This window comes from Burkholderia pulmonis (assembly GCF_984667975.1).
Genome location: NZ_OZ480186.1, coordinates 3,081,086 through 3,098,644 on the forward strand (window position 1 = coordinate 3,081,086; position 17,559 = coordinate 3,098,644).

Annotated in this window: 16 protein-coding genes and 1 riboswitch; of the genes, 12 read left to right on the forward strand and 4 right to left on the reverse strand. The window is 68.7% G+C overall.

From position 1 onward, the window contains the following. Window positions 1-17: 17 nt before the first annotated feature. The 3 genes from AC5LXK_RS14315 (at window position 18) to AC5LXK_RS14325 (ending at window position 2,775) form a co-directional block, all read left to right on the forward strand. Window positions 18-845: a TIM barrel protein gene (locus tag AC5LXK_RS14315; RefSeq protein WP_493389401.1), complete on the forward strand. Its 828-nt coding sequence runs from the start codon at window positions 18-20 to the stop codon at window positions 843-845. Window positions 846-914: 69 nt separating this feature from the next. After that, window positions 915-1,901, forward strand: a complete 987-nt coding sequence (gene iolG / locus AC5LXK_RS14320; protein ID WP_493389402.1) for an inositol 2-dehydrogenase — start codon at window positions 915-917, stop codon at window positions 1,899-1,901. Between the two features lie 187 nt (window positions 1,902-2,088). Then, on the forward strand, window positions 2,089-2,775 hold the full coding sequence (locus AC5LXK_RS14325) for an HAD family hydrolase (protein WP_493389404.1): 687 nt from the start codon (window positions 2,089-2,091) through the stop codon (window positions 2,773-2,775). A 91-nt stretch (window positions 2,776-2,866) separates the two neighbouring features. On the opposite strand, the gene ribB is transcribed toward AC5LXK_RS14325, so the two are convergent. From ribB to AC5LXK_RS14340, 3 genes are all read right to left on the reverse strand, one after another. After that, entirely contained in the window at window positions 2,867-3,577 is a 711-nt protein-coding gene (ribB, locus tag AC5LXK_RS14330; RefSeq protein WP_493389405.1) for a 3,4-dihydroxy-2-butanone-4-phosphate synthase, read from the reverse strand. 118 nt (window positions 3,578-3,695) lie between these two features. Continuing rightward, window positions 3,696-3,844, reverse strand: a riboswitch (FMN riboswitch). Window positions 3,845-4,030: 186 nt separating this feature from the next. Further along, complete coding sequence (locus tag AC5LXK_RS14335) at window positions 4,031-4,714, reverse strand: helix-turn-helix domain-containing protein (RefSeq protein ID WP_493389406.1); 684 nt, start codon at window positions 4,712-4,714, stop codon at window positions 4,031-4,033. A 217-nt stretch (window positions 4,715-4,931) separates the two neighbouring features. Further along, complete coding sequence (locus AC5LXK_RS14340) at window positions 4,932-6,107, reverse strand: MFS transporter (protein WP_493389407.1); 1,176 nt, start codon at window positions 6,105-6,107, stop codon at window positions 4,932-4,934. A 146-nt stretch (window positions 6,108-6,253) separates the two neighbouring features. Between AC5LXK_RS14340 and AC5LXK_RS14345 the strand changes: the two genes are divergently transcribed. The 8 genes from AC5LXK_RS14345 to lnt all read left to right on the forward strand — a co-directional run bounded on the left by AC5LXK_RS14345 (window position 6,254) and on the right by lnt (window position 14,525). Further along, on the forward strand, window positions 6,254-7,177 hold the full coding sequence (locus tag AC5LXK_RS14345; protein ID WP_493389408.1) for a LysR family transcriptional regulator: 924 nt from the start codon (window positions 6,254-6,256) through the stop codon (window positions 7,175-7,177). Window positions 7,178-7,390: 213 nt separating this feature from the next. Continuing rightward, window positions 7,391-8,764: a tRNA (N6-isopentenyl adenosine(37)-C2)-methylthiotransferase MiaB gene (gene miaB, locus AC5LXK_RS14350; RefSeq protein WP_493389409.1), complete on the forward strand. Its 1,374-nt coding sequence runs from the start codon at window positions 7,391-7,393 to the stop codon at window positions 8,762-8,764. Between the two features lie 29 nt (window positions 8,765-8,793). Continuing rightward, window positions 8,794-9,840, forward strand: a complete 1,047-nt coding sequence (locus AC5LXK_RS14355; RefSeq protein WP_493389410.1) for a PhoH family protein — start codon at window positions 8,794-8,796, stop codon at window positions 9,838-9,840. A gap of 136 nt (window positions 9,841-9,976) precedes the next feature. Beyond that, window positions 9,977-10,753, forward strand: a complete 777-nt coding sequence (ybeY, locus tag AC5LXK_RS14360) for an rRNA maturation RNase YbeY (RefSeq protein WP_493389411.1) — start codon at window positions 9,977-9,979, stop codon at window positions 10,751-10,753. 12 nt (window positions 10,754-10,765) lie between these two features. Further along, window positions 10,766-11,398, forward strand: coding sequence for a gamma-glutamylcyclotransferase (locus AC5LXK_RS14365; RefSeq protein WP_493389412.1), 633 nt, complete (start codon window positions 10,766-10,768; stop codon window positions 11,396-11,398). Between the two features lie 44 nt (window positions 11,399-11,442). Next, window positions 11,443-11,592 carry a hypothetical protein gene (locus AC5LXK_RS14370; protein WP_174993177.1) on the forward strand — a complete coding sequence of 50 codons (150 nt, stop codon included), beginning with the start codon at window positions 11,443-11,445 and terminating at the stop codon, window positions 11,590-11,592. Between the two features lie 295 nt (window positions 11,593-11,887). After that, window positions 11,888-12,775 carry a CorC family transporter gene (locus AC5LXK_RS14375; protein ID WP_059504489.1) on the forward strand — a complete coding sequence of 296 codons (888 nt, stop codon included), beginning with the start codon at window positions 11,888-11,890 and terminating at the stop codon, window positions 12,773-12,775. Window positions 12,776-12,827: 52 nt separating this feature from the next. Then, window positions 12,828-14,525, forward strand: a complete 1,698-nt coding sequence (lnt, locus tag AC5LXK_RS14380; RefSeq protein ID WP_493389413.1) for an apolipoprotein N-acyltransferase — start codon at window positions 12,828-12,830, stop codon at window positions 14,523-14,525. A gap of 51 nt (window positions 14,526-14,576) precedes the next feature. Here the strand turns inward: lnt and AC5LXK_RS14385 are convergent, their stop codons facing one another. Further along, window positions 14,577-16,226 carry a glycosyltransferase family protein gene (locus AC5LXK_RS14385; protein ID WP_493389414.1) on the reverse strand — a complete coding sequence of 550 codons (1,650 nt, stop codon included), beginning with the start codon at window positions 16,224-16,226 and terminating at the stop codon, window positions 14,577-14,579. A 320-nt stretch (window positions 16,227-16,546) separates the two neighbouring features. On the opposite strand from AC5LXK_RS14385, the gene glyQ reads away from it, so the two are divergent. Beyond that, window positions 16,547-17,551 carry a glycine--tRNA ligase subunit alpha gene (gene glyQ, locus AC5LXK_RS14390; RefSeq protein WP_081051793.1) on the forward strand — a complete coding sequence of 335 codons (1,005 nt, stop codon included), beginning with the start codon at window positions 16,547-16,549 and terminating at the stop codon, window positions 17,549-17,551. The last annotated feature ends 8 nt before the right edge of the window (window positions 17,552-17,559 follow it).

Genomic DNA, 17,559 nt, shown 5'->3' on the forward strand with positions numbered 1-17,559 from the left:
GCCCCAAGGACAGAACGATGACGCAAGCTTTCCACTTTTCGCTGAACCGGATGAGCGCGCCGCGCTTGCCGCTCGACCGCTACGTCGCGTTGTGCCGGCGCCTCGGCGTCGACACGATCGAGATCCGCAACGATCTCGACGGCGTCGAGATCGACGACGGCACGCCGGCCGCGGCGGTACGCGCGACGGCCGAAGCCGGCGGCGTGACGATCCTGACGATCAACGCGCTGCAGCGCTTCGAGCAATGGAATCCCGAACGCGCGGACGAGGCGACCGTGCTGGCCGACTACGCGGCGCAATGCGGCGCGCGTGCGCTGGTGCTGTGCCCGACCAACAGCCGCAGCGACACGCGTCGCGCAGACGCGCGCCATGCGGATCTCGTGAAGGCGTTGAAGGCATTGAAGCCGATCCTCGAAGCGCGCAACCTGCTCGGCTTCATCGAGCCGCTCGGTTTCGAGGAATGCGCGCTGCGCCGCAAGTCCGACGCGGTGAAGGGCATCTACGACGCGGCGGGCGAACAGGTCTTCCGGCTCGTGCACGACACGTTCCACCACCACCTGTCCGGCGAGGACATCTTTTTCCCGAACCTCACGGGCCTCGTACACATCTCGGGCGTCGAGGAAGCCGACCTGCCGGTCGACCGGATGCGCGACGGCCATCGCGTGCTGGTCGGCGGCGCCGACCGGCTCGGCAATATCCGGCAACTGCGCGAACTGCTTGCGCGCGGCTACCGTGGCGCGTTCTCGTTCGAGCCGTTTGCAAGCGAGATCGCCGAAGCCGGCGACATCGAAGACCGGCTTCGGTCGAGCATCGACTACGTGCGCGGCGAACTCGCGAACCACTGAGCGCCGTCACGGCGCGCGGCCGACATCAACCGCGCGCCGGAAGAACCATCGAATCAACAGGAGAACGGAATGATCGAATTCGCCTTGTTCGGCGCGGGCCGGATCGGCAAGATCCACGCGGCGAATCTCGCCCGCCACCCGGGCGCGAAGCTCAGGTACGTGATCGACCGGCATGCGCCGTCGGCCGAAGCACTCGCGCACACGCACGGCGCGCAGGTCGCCGACGTCGAGCGCGCGCTCGGCGATCCGTCGGTGCAGGCCGTCGTGATCGCGTCGAGCACCGACACGCACGCGGACCTGATCGCCGCCGCCGCAAACGCGGGCAAGGCCGTGTTCTGCGAAAAGCCGGTCGATCTGACCGTCGAACGCGCACGCGCGTGCGCGGACGTCGTGCGGCGCACCGGCGTGACCTGCATGATCGGTTTCCAGCGTCGCTTCGACCCGACGTTCGCAGCGCTGAAGGCACGCGTCGAACGCGGCGAGATCGGCGCGCCGGAAATGCTGGTCGTCACGAGCCGCGACCCGGGCGCGCCGCCGGCCGACTACCTGCGCAGCTCGGGCGGCATCTTCAAGGACATGCTGATCCACGACTTCGACGTGTTCCGCTGGATCCTCGGCGACGAAGCGCAGACGCTACATGCGACCGGAAGCTGCCTGACCGATGCGGCCGTGCACGAAGCGGGCGACATCGACTCGACCGCCGTGACGATCCGCACGCGACGCGGGCTGCTGTGCCAGATCAACACGTCGCGGCGCGCGGCCTACGGCTACGACCAGCGCTTCGAGCTGCTCGGCAGCCACGGGATGCTGCAGGCCGGCAACGTGCGGCCGACCGAGGTGAGCGCGTGGCTCGCCGGCGGCATCGCGACGGACGTGCCGGAACCGTTCTTCCTCGAGCGCTACCGGCATGCGTACGCGGCCGAGATCGCGCACTTCGTCGACGCACTGCGCGACGGCACGCCGGTCAGGACAACGATCGACGACGGACTCGCCGCGCTCGAGCTGGCCGAGGCCGCGACGACGTCGTGGAAAACGGGGCGCGTGATCGAGCTGTGACGCAACCGACGGCGGTGGCGCGGCCAACCGGCCGCCGCCGTCGCGCGATCGACCGCATGCGTGCGCGGCAGACGGCAGCCGCATGATCGCATCGGGAAAATTTGCCGAAGCGTCACGCGGCGCGCGCGCGAAAGCACGTATGATGGCGAATTGATCGGCGTCGCCGGTCTCCCGCATTTTCGTCACCATGCTCGATCACCTCATCTGCGACTGCGACGGCGTGCTCGTCGACAGCGAAGTCATCGCCGACCGCGTGCTGCTCGACACGCTGTCCGCCACGTTCCCGAACCTCGATTTCGAGGCTGCCGCAAAATCGGCATTCGGCCAGCAGACGTCGCGCTTCCTTACCGGAATCGAATCCCGCTTCGGGATCGAGATGCCCGCGAACTTCATCGAGACCATCGAGCACAACATCGAGGTCGCGCTCGCGCAATCGCTCGCGCCGATTTCCGGCGTGCGCGACGCGCTGCTGCAGGTCACGCTGCCGGCGGCCGTCGTGTCGAACAGCCGGCTCGTGCGCGTGCGCAACTCGCTGAAGCGCGCGTCGCTCACCGAGATCTTCGGCGAGCGTGTATTCAGTTCGGAACAGGTGGCGCGGCCGAAGCCCTACCCCGACGTGTACCTGCATGCGGCACACACGCTCGGCGTCGAGCCGGCGCGCTGCGTCGTCGTCGAGGACAGCGTGTCTGGGCTGAATGCCGCGCGTGCGGCCGGGATGAAGACGATCGCGTTCGTCGGCGCGAGCCACATCCCCGACAACTACGCGGATGCACTGCGCGCGATGGGCATCACGCGGATCATGCGAAAGATGGACGAACTGCCGTCGCTCGTCGAAGCCGGCATGCGCGGCGAATTCGGCGACGTGCAGTCCTGATTGTCATGCCGGCCGGTTCAGGCCGGCCTGGCGCGCGCCGGTTCGCGCACGCCGCACCCAGGGCGCGCGAACGCGCCCGTTTTCCTCTTGCTCAAGCCGGTTCGCAGCAGCGTTCGCGCGCGGCCGCCAGCGCCTCGCGGAACTCGACGAGTTCCGCGATCGTCAGCATCGGCAGCCCGTGGCGTTGCGCAAAACGCTCGACGTCGTCGCCGCGCGTCATCGTGCCGTCCGGATTCATCAGCTCGCACAGCACGCCGGCCGGCTTCAGGCCCGCGAGGATCGACAGGTCGACCGTCCCTTCGGTGTGACCGCGGCGCGCGAGCACGCCGCCCGGTTGCGCACGCAACGGAAAGACGTGGCCGGGGCGCACGATGTCGTGCGGCTTCGCGCCTTCCGCGATCGCCGCGCGGATCGTCGTCACGCGATCGGCTGCCGATACGCCGGTGTGCACGCCTTCGCGTGCTTCGATCGACACGGTGAACGCGGTGCCGTTGCGGCTCTCGTTGGTCTGCACCATCGGCGGCAGCTCGAGCGCGCGCACCGTATCGTCGGTCAGGCACAGGCACACGATGCCGCTGCACTCGCGGATCAGCAGCGCCATCGTCTCGGGCGTGATGCGCTCGGCGGCGACGATCAGGTCGGCTTCGTTCTCGCGGTCGTGGTCGTCCTGCAGCACGACCGCGCGGCCTGCGCGCATCGCTTCGAGCGCAGCGGCGATGCGCGGCGGCACCGGTTCGGAATCCAGCAACGGGAGATCGGCAAAGGCGTCGGCCGGTGCCGACGTGATGGACATCAAGGACATGTGAAACGCTCCTCGCAAATACGATTTGGGCGAAAAACGTTCCAGGGCATTGCAAACAGACAGAACGACAACCCGCTTCGCACGCATCGCGAAGCGGCCCTGACGGACATGACTATCTGCACATCTTCTCTCATCCGGACTGTGACCGTCGGCTCTGGCATTCGACCAGATCTGCTGACCCCGCGCAAAAGCACGGGCGCTCGCGGGCTCGCCGGCTTACGCCAGCCTACCGCCGGTGGGGAATTTCGCCCCGCCCTGAAGACGCACTGATTGCCGGACGGGGGTTCCCCGTCACCGGCGGGCCAAGCATACCGCAGCCGCACGCGAAGCGCAGCGAACCACACCTAAAACCTTACTGACGACCCCGTCTAACCGCATCGTCCGAACGGCCGACGGACGGGCAGCCATCCCGCGACAGCCGGAAAATCCACCCGGCTGTTGCGGATCGCGCGGTCAGTGGGCCGCATGCGCGGCGTCGGGCACGAGCCAGCGCGGCGGCACTTCGGGGCTCACCGTCACACGAAACGCGCGCGCTTCGCTGTCGCCCGGATTGCGCAGGCTGTACGGCTGGTCCGCATCGAACACGATCGCGTCGCCGGTTGCGAGCAGCTGGCGGCGGTCGTGCACGCTGACTTCGAGCGTGCCTTCGCTGACGACGAGGTTCACCGTCGTACCGGGGGCGCGATGCGCGCCGGGCTCCGTATGCAGCGGGGCGATCCGCAGCTCGTGGAATTCGGCCGCGGCCGGCTCGCCTTCCGGATACAGCGCGCGCGCCGAGAAGCGCCCGTTCGAGCTGACGACGCGCGATGCGCGTTCGGCCGCCAGGTGCTCGAAGCCGTTCACCGCATGGCGGCGCAGGAACGCGGCGACCGACACCTTCAGCGCCGCGGCGATCTTGCAGAGCACCTTGATCGACGGCACGCTGCGCGCCGATTCGATCTGCGCGAGCATCGCGCGCGACACGCCGGACAGCCGCGCGAGCGCATCGAGCGACAGTTGCCGCTCGGCGCGCAAGCGTGCGAGGTTCACGCCGACGACCTGCTCGAGCAGGTCGAGCGATGCGGACGCGCGCACGTCGGCGGCGTTGCCGGACTCGAAGGAAGACACGTCGCGCACGAGCGCCAGGGATGAAGACATAGCATTGCCTCCGGGCCGCCGCGCGGCCCTGCGTATGGGGTAAGCCGGGATCGGAATCGCGTTGCGCCAGCCATGGCGCGTATCGAAACGCTATCACCCGGCCTTGCGCGGGCAAACGAAGTTATCTTCACACCGTTATCAGCATCGCGGAGGAATGCGTTTCTCGCGAACCTTTTCCTGCCGCTATTGCGTCGCCATCCGCCCGCGCCGGCAATGCTCACTGCGCCGCCGGCGCCGCACCGCGTGCCGGACCGCGCGCGTCGAGCCGCATCGCGAGCCACGTGACGACGAGCGCCGCGAACGTCACCGCGACGGCAACCCACGGCAGCGCATCGAGCGAGAAACCGTGTTCCAGCGCGAGGCCGCCGAGCCACGCGCCGCCCGCATTGCCGACGTTGAACGCGCCGATGTTGAGCGTCGACGCGAGATGCGGCGCGCTCGCGGCCTTCTCGACCACACGCGCCTGCAGCGGCGGCACCGTCGCGAACGCGGCGATCCCCCAGACGAACACGGTGACGGCCGCCGCGACCGGCAGGTGGCTCGTCTTCGCGAACACGGCCATCACGGCCATCAGCGCGACGAGGATCGCGATCAGCGACGGCATCAGCGCACGGTCGGCGAGCTTGCCGCCGAGCGTATTGCCGATCGTGAGCCCCGCGCCGAACAGCACGAGGATCAGCGCGACCGCGCGCGGCGAGTAGCCCGACACGGTCTCGAGAATCGGCGCGATATACGTGAACACGACGAACACGCCGCCGAAGCCGAGCACCGTCATCAGCAGCGCGAGCCACACCTGCGGCTCCTTCAGCACGCGCACTTCGTGGCCAAGGCCGACCGGCCCGCTGTCGTGGCGGTTCGGCACCAGCGCGGCCACGCCGCCGAGCGCGAGCACCCCGAGCGCGGCGACGATCCAGAACGACGCGCGCCAGCCGAGCAACTGGCCGACGAACGTGCCGAACGGCACGCCGAGCACGTTCGACAGCGTGAGCCCGGTGAACATCAGCGCGATCGCGCTCGCGCGCTTGTCGGCCGGCACGAGCGACGCGGCGACCACCGCGCCGATCCCGAAGAACGACCCGTGCGCGAACGACGTGACGACGCGCGCGACCATCAGCATCGCGTAGCCGGACGCGGTCGCGCACAGCACGTTGCCGACGATGAAGATCGCCATCAGCAGCTGCAGCGCGGCCTTGCGCGGCATGCGGCTCGTAAGCACCGCGAGCAGCGGCGCGCCGACCGCGACGCCGAGCGCGTAGCCGGTGACGAGCAGCCCGGCCGACGGCAGCGACACGGCGAGGTCGTGCGCGACTTCGGGCAGCAGGCCCATGATGATGAATTCGGTGGTGCCGATGGCAAAGGCGCTGATCGCGAGCGCCAGTAACGGAATGGGCATGAGGTTCTCCGGAAGGCGGCGGACGCGGCGCCCGGTCGGTGCCGCACCGCACAAGAAGCGGGATGTGCGCGCATTGTCCCGAAGACGCCTATATTTGATAATTGGCGTGGCATTTGAACCAGTTTCAAAAATTCCTGGAAAATCGCATGGACCGACTGGGCGATATCCGGCTGTTCGTCGAAGCTGCAGAACTGGGCAGCCTGTCGGCCGCCGGGCGCAAGCTGAACCTCACGCCGGCCGCCGCGAGCGCGCGCCTCGCGAAGCTCGAGGCGAAGATCGCGACGCGGCTGTTCGAGCGCTCGACCCGGCAGTTGCGGCTCACCGACGAGGGCAAGCTGTACCTGAACTGCTGCCGGCAGGCGCTGGACGACGCGGACGCGATGCTGCACGAAGGCCGCAACGTCGTGAGCGGCAAGGTGCGGCTGTCGTCGACGTCCGATTTCGGCCGCAACCAGCTGCTCGACTGGCTCGACGAATTCACGACGCTGCATCCCGACGTCACGTTCGCGCTGACGGCGTCCGATTCGTCGTCGAACCTGTGGCAGGACGAGATCGACCTCGCGATCCGCTTCGCCGCGCCGCCCGACGGCGCGCTGATCGCCCGCCGGCTCGCGACCAACCGGCGCGTGCTGTGCGCGGCGCCGTCGTTCGTCGAACGCCACGGCATGCCGGCCGATCCACACGATCTGGCCCGCTTTCCGTGCAACGTGATCACGATCGCGTCCGGCCCGATGAACACCTGGCATTTCACGCGCGGCGACGACGTGCAGATCCACACGGTGCCCGTGTCGACCGCGTTCGAGACCAACGACGGCGGCCTCACGCGCGAATGGACGCTGCGCGGCCACGGCATCGCGCTGAAATCGCTGTGGGACATCGCCGACGACGTCCGCGCGGGCCGGCTGCGCGTGCTGCTGCCCGACTGGCGGCACCAGGACGCGCCGCTGCACGCGATCTATCACAGCAAGCGCTACATGGCGCCGCGCGTGCGCGTGCTGCTCGACTTCCTCGCCGAACGCTTCGCGCACGAGGAGGCCGCGCTCGACGACCTGCTGAACGCATGCCGCTGACCGCCGGTGCACTGCCGTCGAGGGGTCGGAACCTGATGGCGGCGTCGCGCGCCCGCAACCCGCCGCCCGTCCGGCGTGGCGCGAAAAGCTATAATGGAAGGCTTTTCCGACGGCTTTTCCTGCCCGATGCGCGCGATTCGCGTGCCGCGCACGGCCGTCCCGATTCACCCTTGACGACGCCCCCAGGTCAACCACTGCGAACGGCGAATCCCCATGACCAAGAAAATTTACGTAAAGACCTTCGGCTGCCAGATGAACGAGTACGACTCGGACAAGATGGTGGACGTGCTCCATGCCGCCGAAGGCCTCGAAAAGACCGACACGCCGGAAGACGCCGACATCATCCTGTTCAACACGTGCTCGGTGCGTGAAAAGGCGCAGGAAAAGGTGTTCTCCGACCTCGGCCGCGCGCGCGAGCTGAAGAAAGCGAAGCCCGGCCTGCTGATCGGTGTCGGCGGCTGCGTCGCGAGCCAGGAAGGCGCGTCGATCGTGTCGCGCGCACCGTACGTCGATCTCGTGTTCGGCCCGCAAACCCTGCACCGCCTGCCGCAGATGATCGACGCGCGTCGCGAAAGCGGCCGCGCGCAGGTCGACATCTCGTTCCCGGAAATCGAGAAGTTCGACCACCTGCCGCCCGCCCGCGTCGAAGGGCCGAGCGCGTTCGTGTCGATCATGGAAGGCTGCTCGAAGTACTGCAGCTACTGCGTGGTGCCGTACACGCGCGGCGATGAAGTGTCGCGCCCGCTCGACGACGTGCTGACCGAAGTGGCCGGCCTCGCCGACCAGGGCGTGCGCGAAGTCACGCTGCTCGGCCAGAACGTGAACGCTTACCGCGGCGCGCTCGCGGCCGGCTCGTCGGAGATCGCCGATTTCGCGACGCTGATCGAATACGTCGCCGACATCCCCGGCATCGAGCGGATCCGCTACACGACGTCGCATCCGAAGGAATTCACGCAGCGCCTGATCGACACCTACGCGAAGGTGCCGAAGCTCGTGAACCACCTGCACCTGCCGGTGCAGCACGGCTCCGACCGCATCCTGATGGCGATGAAGCGCGGCTACACGGTGCTCGAATACAAGTCGGTGATCCGCAAGCTGCGCGCGATCCGCCCCGACCTGTCGCTGTCGACCGACATGATCGTCGGCTTCCCCGGCGAGACCGAGGAGGATTTCGACAAGATGATGGCGCTCGTGCACGAGATGAGCTACGACACGAGCTTCTCGTTCATCTACAGCCCGCGCCCCGGCACGCCGGCCGCGAACCTGCACGACGACACGCCGCGCGAAGTGAAGCTCAAACGCCTGCAACATCTGCAGGCGACCATCGAGGAGAACGTCGCGCGCATCAGCCAGTCGATGGTCGGGAAGGTCGAGCGGATCCTCGTCGAGGGCCCGTCGCGCAAGGACCCGAACGAACTCGCGGGCCGCACCGAGAACAACCGGGTCGTGAATTTCCCGGCGCCGCTCGCGTCGCACCCGCGCCTGATCGGCCAGATGATCGACGTGAAGATCAACCATGCGTACCCGCACTCGCTGCGCGGCGAGCTCGTGCTCGTCAGCGACGACGCGAGCGCGGCCACTCACTGATTGACGCTCAACAGGAGCCCGACGCTACTTTGAAGACCGTCCAAGCACTGGAATTCACCGCCCCGCGCGACGACAACGCGCGCCTCGCCAACCTCTGCGGCCCGCTCGACGAGAACCTGCGGCAGATCGAGCAGGCGCTCGACGTCACGCTCTCGCGGCGCGGCCACCGGATCACGATCCGCGGGCGCGGCGCCAAGCTCGCGCTCGCCGCGCTCGAAAACTTCTACAACCGCTCGCGCGATCCGCTGTCGGTCGACGACATCCAGCTCGCGCTGGTCGAAGTGCGCCACACGTCCGGCAACGGCCGCCAGGACACGCTCGACGTGCGCTTTCGCGGCGACCCGGACCATCCGTTCGACGAGCCCGTCGTGCAGCTCGACGCCAGCGAGCCGGAAGAAGAGCCCGGGCCGAAGCTGTACACGCGGCGCGCCGACCTGCGCGGCCGCACGCCTGCGCAGCGCGAGTACCTGAAGCAGATCCTGTCGCACGACGTGACGCTCGGCATCGGGCCGGCCGGTACCGGCAAGACCTACCTTGCGGTTGCATGCGCGGTCGACGCGCTCGAGCGCGACCAGGTCAAGCGGATCGTGCTGACGCGCCCGGCCGTCGAGGCCGGCGAGCGGCTCGGCTTCCTGCCGGGCGATCTCGCGCAGAAGGTCGACCCGTACCTGCGTCCGCTGTACGACGCGCTGTACGACCTGCTCGGCTTCGACAAGACGGCCAAGATGTTCGAGCGCCAGATGATCGAGATCGCGCCGCTCGCGTACATGCGCGGCCGCACGCTGAACCACGCGTTCATCATCCTCGACGAGGCGCAGAACACGACGCCCGAACAGATGAAGATGTTCCTCACGCGGATCGGCTTCGGCTCGAAGGCCGTCGTGACCGGCGACACGAGCCAGGTCGACCTGCCGCGCGGTCACAAGAGCGGCCTCGTCGAGGCGCAGCAGGTGCTCGGCGGCGTACGCGGCATCGCACTCACGCGCTTCACGAGCGCGGACGTCGTGCGCCATCCGCTCGTCGCGCGCATCGTCGAGGCGTACGACGAATTTCACGCACAGCACCAGGACGGCTGACCGGCGGCGCCCGCGCCGCCCAGGCCTCACGGCCCGGCCCGCCACACGGCGCGCCGGGCTTTTTTTCGCCCGTGCGCATGCGGGTGCGATCGGCCGTTTGGTGTATCCTCAACGCGTCCCAATCGCCGCACGCGTCATGAAATCCTCCCGTTCCCGCAAGTCCGGCCGCGCCGAATCCGCCGCGACCGAATCCCCCCGCCTCTCGCTGTTCGACGCGAAGGGCAAGGCCCGGACCGTCAGCGCGCAAGGGCTGCGGATCGACTTCCCGGACGGCCGCAGCCTGATGTTCGACCTGTCGGGCAGCTCGGGCGACGCGGCTGTCGCGATCGTCGCGCAGCACAACGATCCGGCGATGCGTGCGAAGCTCGCACTGCAGCCCGAGCACTACGACAGCGTGACGCTGCACGTCGGCGCCGAGCTCGCGCCACGCGAAGACGATCCCGAAGACGAACCGCGTGCGCTGGAACTCGACCTGTCCGTACAGTACGGCGACGAGATCACGAGCGACGTGCGCAAGACTTGCCCCAAGCGCAAGCTGATCGCCGAATGGATCGAGCCGGCGCTGTTCGCGAACGCGCAGCTCACCGTGCGCTTCGTCGGCGAAGACGAAGGCCGTACGCTGAACGCCGGCTACCGCCACAAGGACTACCCGACCAACGTGCTGACCTTCGCGTACGACGCGGCGCCCGACGGCACCGTGATCGGCGACCTCGTGCTGTGCTGCCCGGTCGTCGAGAAGGAAGCGCACGAACAGGGCAAGCCGCTCACGGCCCACTACGCACACCTGCTGGTGCACGGCGCACTGCACGCGCAGGGCTACGACCACGAGACGAGCGACGAGGACGCGGCCGAAATGGAAGCGCTCGAAGTCGACATCCTCGCGAAGCTGGGTTTCCCGAACCCGTACCAGTAAGCCGTCCGCACGATGCGCAACGCCGCGATGCTCCCGCCCGCCTACCCGCCGTCGATCGGCGAGGGACGGTTGCTGACGGAAGACGAGCTCGCGGCCTCGCTCGCGCACACGATGCGCGACTGGGACAGCCGGCAGGACCTCTGGCTGTTCGGCTATGGCTCGCTGATCTGGAATCCCGGCCTGCCGACCGTCGCCGCCGTGCGCGGCAAGGTGCACGGCTACCATCGCGGGCTCTACCTGTGGTCGCGCGTGAACCGCGGCACGCCCGAGCGCCCGGGCCTCGTGCTCGCGCTCGATCGCGGCGGCTCGTGCTCGGGCATCGCATTCCGGCTCTCCGGGCCGACCGCGCAACCGCATCTCGAGACGTTGTGGAAGCGCGAAATGCCGATGGGCTCGTACCGGCCCGCATGGCTGCCGTGCTCGCTCGAGACCGGCGAACGCGTGAACGCGCTCGCGTTCGTGATGCGCCGCGACGTACCGACCTATACGGGCAAGCTGACCGACCCGGTCGTGAAGGAAGTGTTCGGCTGCGCGGCCGGCCGCTACGGCACGACGCTCGACTACGTGAGCCGCACGGTCGACGCGCTGCGCGCGAGCGGCATCCCCGACCGCGCGCTGGAAGGCTTGCTCGCGCGATGCCGGTGATGCGACCCGACGCCCGCCCGCGCATTCGAACGAGGACACCGCCAATGAAACCGTCACGCTGGTCGCGTTACCGGATCGCCACGCTGATCGTCGCCGCAAGCGTCGCGCTGTCCGGCTGCGGGATCCTCGGCTGCGGCGGCGCCGCGACCAACGGCGCGGCCGGCGGCGGCTGCTCGGCCGGCATGCGGTTCTGAACCGCGCGCCGGCGGCACCCGCGTGCGGCAGAATGCCGCCGTCACGCGCCGCTTCCCGCGTCGAACCGACCCGCCCTCTCCGCCCCCGTTTATTGCCGCCGCTGCGCCACCGCCCCTTTCTGAGATAGGATGGACCCAAGGACGATGTCGCGCCCGGCGCGACCGTTCCCGAGCGGGGCCCGCGCGAGCCGCCCATCCTGGCCGTGTGGCCGGGGTGACACGGTCGCGTCGTGCCCTTGGTGTATCCTTGCCTACTCCGTGACCGCGCGCTCCGGCATGACCCGGGCGCACCACCATGAACGATTCGTATCCCAGTCGTAAGCCAACCGACAAACCGCAAGAAAAGCGCTCGCTCCTCGAGCGCCTGACCGACTTCATCTCGCCCGAGCCCGAATCCCGCGGCGAGTTGCTGGAAATCCTCCAGGACGCCCACGAACGCAACCTGATCGACGCCGATTCGCTGTCGATGATCGAAGGCGTGTTCCAGGTATCCGATCTGTGCGCCCGCGACATCATGGTGCCGCGCGCGCAGATGGACGCGATCAACATCGCCGACAAGCCCGAGGATTTCATCCCGTTCGTCCTCGAAAAGGCGCACTCGCGCTACCCCGTGTACGAAGAGAATCGCGACAACGTCATCGGCGTGCTGCTCGCGAAGGATCTGCTGCGCTTCTACGCCGAAGAAGAGTTCGACGTGCGCGGGATGCTGCGCCCGGCCGTGTTCATTCCGGAATCGAAGCGCCTGAACGTGCTGCTGCACGACTTCCGCGTGAACCGCAACCACCTGGCGATCGTCGTCGACGAATACGGCGGCGTCGCGGGCCTGATCACGATCGAGGACGTGCTCGAACAGATCGTCGGCGACATCGAGGACGAATACGACTTCGACGAGGAAGCCGGCAACATCATCTCGGGGCCGGACGGCCGCTACCGCGTGCGCGCGCTCACCGAGATCGAGCAGTTCAACGAGGTGTTCGGCACCGATTTCCCCGACGACGAAGTCGACACGATCGGCGGCCTGATCACCCATCATTTCGGACGCGTGCCGCATCGCGGCGAAAAGCTGCAGCTCGGCAACCTCGTGTTCGAAATCCAGCGCGGCGATGCGCGCCAGGTTCATGTGCTGCTGGTGCGCCGCAACCCGCTCGCCAGCCGTCGCGCCGAAACCTCGCACGAAGACTGACCGTTCCGCGCCAGCCGCGTTTCCTTCAACCGCTCGCCCACTTCCGCTTCACATGGACGATCCGATCCCGTCCCGCCCGGCTGGCGGCCTTCTCGCGCCGACGCCCGGCCGCGCATTGCCACGCTGGCACTACCCGGCCGCACTGCTCGCCGGCGCGGCCAATACGCTCAGCTTCGCCCCGACGCCGCATGGCGGCTGGCTGCAGCTCGCCGTATTCGTCTGGTTTTTCGCGCAGCTGACGCGCACGTCGAGCTGGCGCGGCGCCGCGCTCACCGGCGGCGCGTTCGGCTTCGGCAATTTCATCAGCGGCATCTGGTGGCTCTACATCAGCATGCACGTGTACGGCGAGATGGACGCGCCGCTCGCGGGCGGTGCACTCGTGCTGTTCGCGCTGTACCTGTCGCTGTACCCGGCGTTCTCGGCCGGGCTGTGGTCGTTCTGCGCGGGCCATGCGTGGCATCGCCGCGAGCCCGACCCGCGGCCGTTCTCGCCGACCTGGCACGGTGCGTTCGCCTTCGCGAGCGCGTGGGCCTTCGGCGAATGGCTGCGCGGCACCGTGTTCACCGGCTTTCCGTGGCTCGCGAGCGGCTACCCGCAGGTCGACGGCCCGTTCGCGGGCTTCGCGCCGGTGGTCGGCGTGTACGGGATCGCGTGGGTGCTCGCGCTGTTCGCCGCGCTGGTCGTGCAGGCGCTCGTCGCCGCGCGCCCGTCGCCCGCGCTTGACCGTGGTGCCGGCGGCTCCGGCGGCAACGCACGCGTGCGCATCGCCGCGCCGGCCGGCGTCGCCGTCGCGCTCGTCGCGGCCGGCCTCGGGCTGTCGCAGGTCGCGTGGACCGTGCCGGCGAACGCGCCGCTCACCGTGCGGCTGCTGCAGGGCAACGTGAAGCAGGACATCAAGTTCGAGCAGGAAGGCATCGACGCGGCGATCAAGATGTACCAGCAGATGATCCTCGCGAAGCCGGCCGACCTGATCGTCACGCCCGAAACCGCGATCGCGGTGATGATCCAGGAGCTGCCCGAGCCGTTCGCCGTCGCGATCCGCAAGTTCAGCGACACGACGGGCTCGGCCGTGCTGTTCGGCGCGGTCGGCGCGTCGGTGACCGCCGACGGCCACTACGTCGACTACACGAACAGCCTGTACGGCGTGACGCCGCACTCGCGCGACATCTATCACTACGACAAGCACCACCTCGTGCCCTTTGGCGAATTCATCCCGTGGGGTTTCCGGTGGTTCGTCGACCTGATGAAGATGCCGCTCGGCGACTTCGCGCGCGGCGCGCCCGTGCAGAAGCCGTTCATGGTGCACAACCAGCCCGTGATGGCCGACATCTGCTACGAGGACTTGTTCGGCGAGGAAATCGCCGCGACGATCCGCGACAACCCGCAGCCGCCCGGCGTGCTCGTCAACGTGACGAACCTCGCGTGGTTCGGCGACACGATCGCGCTCGACCAGCACCTGCAGATCGCGCGGATGCGCTCGCTGGAAACGGGCCGGCCGATGCTGCGCTCGACCAACACCGGGATGACGGCCGCGATCGACGCGCACGGCCGTGTGCTCGGCCAGCTGAAACCGTTCACGATCGGCTCGCTCGACGTGCGGATCGAGGGCACGAGCGGCTTCACGCCGTACGTGACGAGCGGCAACAACATCGTGCTCGCGGTGTCGTTCGTGCTGCTCGCGTTCGGCTTCACGTTCGGGCCGGGGCTGCGCCGGCGCAACCGCCGGAACAACGACGATCACGCGGCATGACGCAGCGGGCCGCCGCGTAAGGCGGCCCGCGACCGCGAACCGGCCGGCTGCTCAGGCCTGCCGGTTCGGTTGAGCCCGCTGCGCAGCCAGGCTTCGCAGGTCGCCGCCCACCGTCTCCATCACCGGATCCCACGCGCCGAACGCCGGTTGCCGGTACAGCGTCGCGGTCGGATACCACGGGCTGTCCTTGCGCTCGAGCAGCCACGGCCAGTGCGGATTCACGTCGAGCAGCACCCAGGTACGCGCGCCGAGCGCGCCGGCCAGATGTGCGACCGACGTGCACACGGTAATCACGAGATCCAGCGCGCCGATGAACGCGGCCGTATCGTCGAAGCTCGTCAGTTCCGCCGTGAAGTCCTCGACCTCGAAGCCGGCCGCGCGAGCAGCGGCAACATCCGCATCCGCACCCGGCTGCAGCGAATAAAACGCGACGCCGTCGATCCCGCGGAATGCGTCAGCATAGCGTTCGAGCCCGACGCGCCGGAACGGATTGCGCTGATGGCCCGTACTGCCCGTCCACACGAGCCCGACCTTCAGCCGGGCATCGCCCGCGAGCCGCTTGCGCCACGCATCGCGCGCATCCGGGTCGGCCCGCAGGTACGGCACCGACGACGCGAGCGTCGACGCTTCCATCCCGAGCAGCAGCGGCAGGCCGATCAGCGGCACTTCGTAATCGAAAGCCGGCAGCACCTCGACGCCGCCGCCCGCGCCGAAACCGTCCACATGTGCGCCGAGGCTGCGCTGCATCAGCGTGCCGACCTGCGGGAACGTATTCCACACGAGCCGGCCGCCCTCGCGATGCACGCGTTCGGCGAGCGACGCGACGAAGCGGCAGAACTGCAGCACGTCGCCGAGCCCCTGCTCGCCCCACACCAGCAGCGTCTTGCCGGCGAGCGGCTCGCCCTGCCAGCGCGGGCCCGGCAGCGCCGGCAGGCGGCCGCGCAGTTCGCCCGCGCCCTCCCAGCGCGCTTCGTGGCCGCGCCAGCCGGCCGCGTAGTTGCCGCGCACGAGCTGGATGATCGCGAGATTGAAGCGGTGCGACGCGTCGTACGGCGCCAGTTCGCACGCACGTGTCGCATAGCGCTCGGCATCGTCCCAGCGTTGCGCCTCCTTCATCGCCATCGCGATGTTGTTCATCGCGAGCGCGTTGTCGGGCGCGAGGTCCGCCAGCCGCGCGGCGCATGCGAGCGCGCCGTCGAGGTCGTGCGTCGCGATCCGCGCGACGACGAGATTGATCCATGCCTGCACGTCTTGCGGATCGTGCTTCACCGCGGCATCCAGCAGCCCGATTTCCTCGGCACGATCGCCGCCGCCCGACAGCCGCAGCGCGATCGCGAGGTTGTTGCGCAGCGACGGCCGGCCGGCATCGATCGCCAGCGCCGCGCGGTACGGTGCGACGGCATCCGCGTGACGGCCCGCCATTTGCAGCGCATAGCCGTGATTGAAGTAGGCGCCCGCGCCGGGCTGCACGCGCGCCGCACACTCGGCGAGCGCCACGGCATCGGCCGTGCGCTGCCGTGCGACGAGCGCGGCCGTGAGTTGCGCGATCGCCGCGGTGTCGACGGCATGCAGATGGGTGGCAGCCGCGAGCCACAGATCGTGCGCGGCGCGCTCGCCGCGCGCCTGCGCGTCGGCGGCCTGCCCGAGCAGCGCGAGGAACGGCGGAAGCAGCGGAATGAGGATGTCGGTCGGTTCGTCCATGCAATCGGCGTCGGCAAGCGGTGACGCGGCACGCGAAGCGCGCGCCGCAATACGCGCATCTTAACGCCCGCGCGAAGCGGCGCGGCATGCGCGTCGCGGCAGACCGCGCACGGCCGCGCGGCGCGCGCGGGCCGGGCATGCGCGGGCCGCGGGAAGCCGGCGGATGCGGCCTCGCCTGCGTTCCGGCCGCATCCGGTCGCCGATCCGGTAAAATTACGCGTTTCAGCACACTAACAAGCCGCGCCGCCGCGCGAGCCGACCCTCCGGGCCCCGCCCGGAGCGCCGCCCGCAACGGAGCGCCAGCGCCACGAAGGCTCTTCATGCTTACGTTTCAGCAAATCATCCTGACGCTGCAGTCCTACTGGGACAAGCAGGGTTGCGCCCTGCTCCAGCCCATCGACATGGAAGTCGGCGCGGGCACGTCGCACGTCCACACGTTCCTGCGCGCGATCGGCCCCGAGCCGTGGCGTGCCGCGTACGTGCAGCCGTCGCGCCGCCCGAAGGACGGCCGCTACGGCGAGAACCCGAACCGCCTGCAGCACTACTACCAGTACCAGGTCGTGCTCAAGCCGGCGCCGGAGAACATCCTCGACCTGTACCTCGGCTCGCTCGCCGCGCTCGGCTTCGACCTGAAGCAGAACGACGTGCGCTTCGTCGAGGACGACTGGGAAAACCCGACGCTCGGCGCGTGGGGGCTCGGCTGGGAAGTGTGGCTGAACGGGATGGAAGTCACGCAGTTCACGTACTTCCAGGAAGTCGGCGGCCTCGAATGCAAGCCGGTGCTCGGCGAGATCACGTACGGCCTCGAGCGCCTCGCGATGTACCTGCAGAAGGTCGAGAACGTGTACGACCTCGTGTGGACCGAATGGGAAGAGCAAGGCCCGAACGGCCCCGAACTGCGCCGCCTGTCGTATGGCGACGTGTACCACCAGAACGAGGTCGAGCAGTCGACCTACAACTTCGAGCACGCGAACGTCGACCTGCTGTTCACGTTCTTCAACAGCTACGAAGCCGAAGCGAAGAAGATGATCGACGCGCAGCTCGCGCTGCCCGCGTACGAACTCGTGCTGAAGGCCGGCCACACGTTCAACCTGCTCGACGCGCGCGGCGCGATCTCGGTCACCGAACGCGCAGCGTACATCGGCCGCATCCGCGCACTGTCGCGTCTCGTCGCGCAGGCTTACTACGACTCGCGCGAAAAGCTCGGCTTCCCGATGCTCGGCAACCCGCCGGGCGTGCCGGGCCTCACCACCGACGCCCAGGACGCCGCGCAACCGGCATGGGCGCCGCCGCTCAAGGTCGAACGCAAGATCGATCAGGACTGACGAGACGA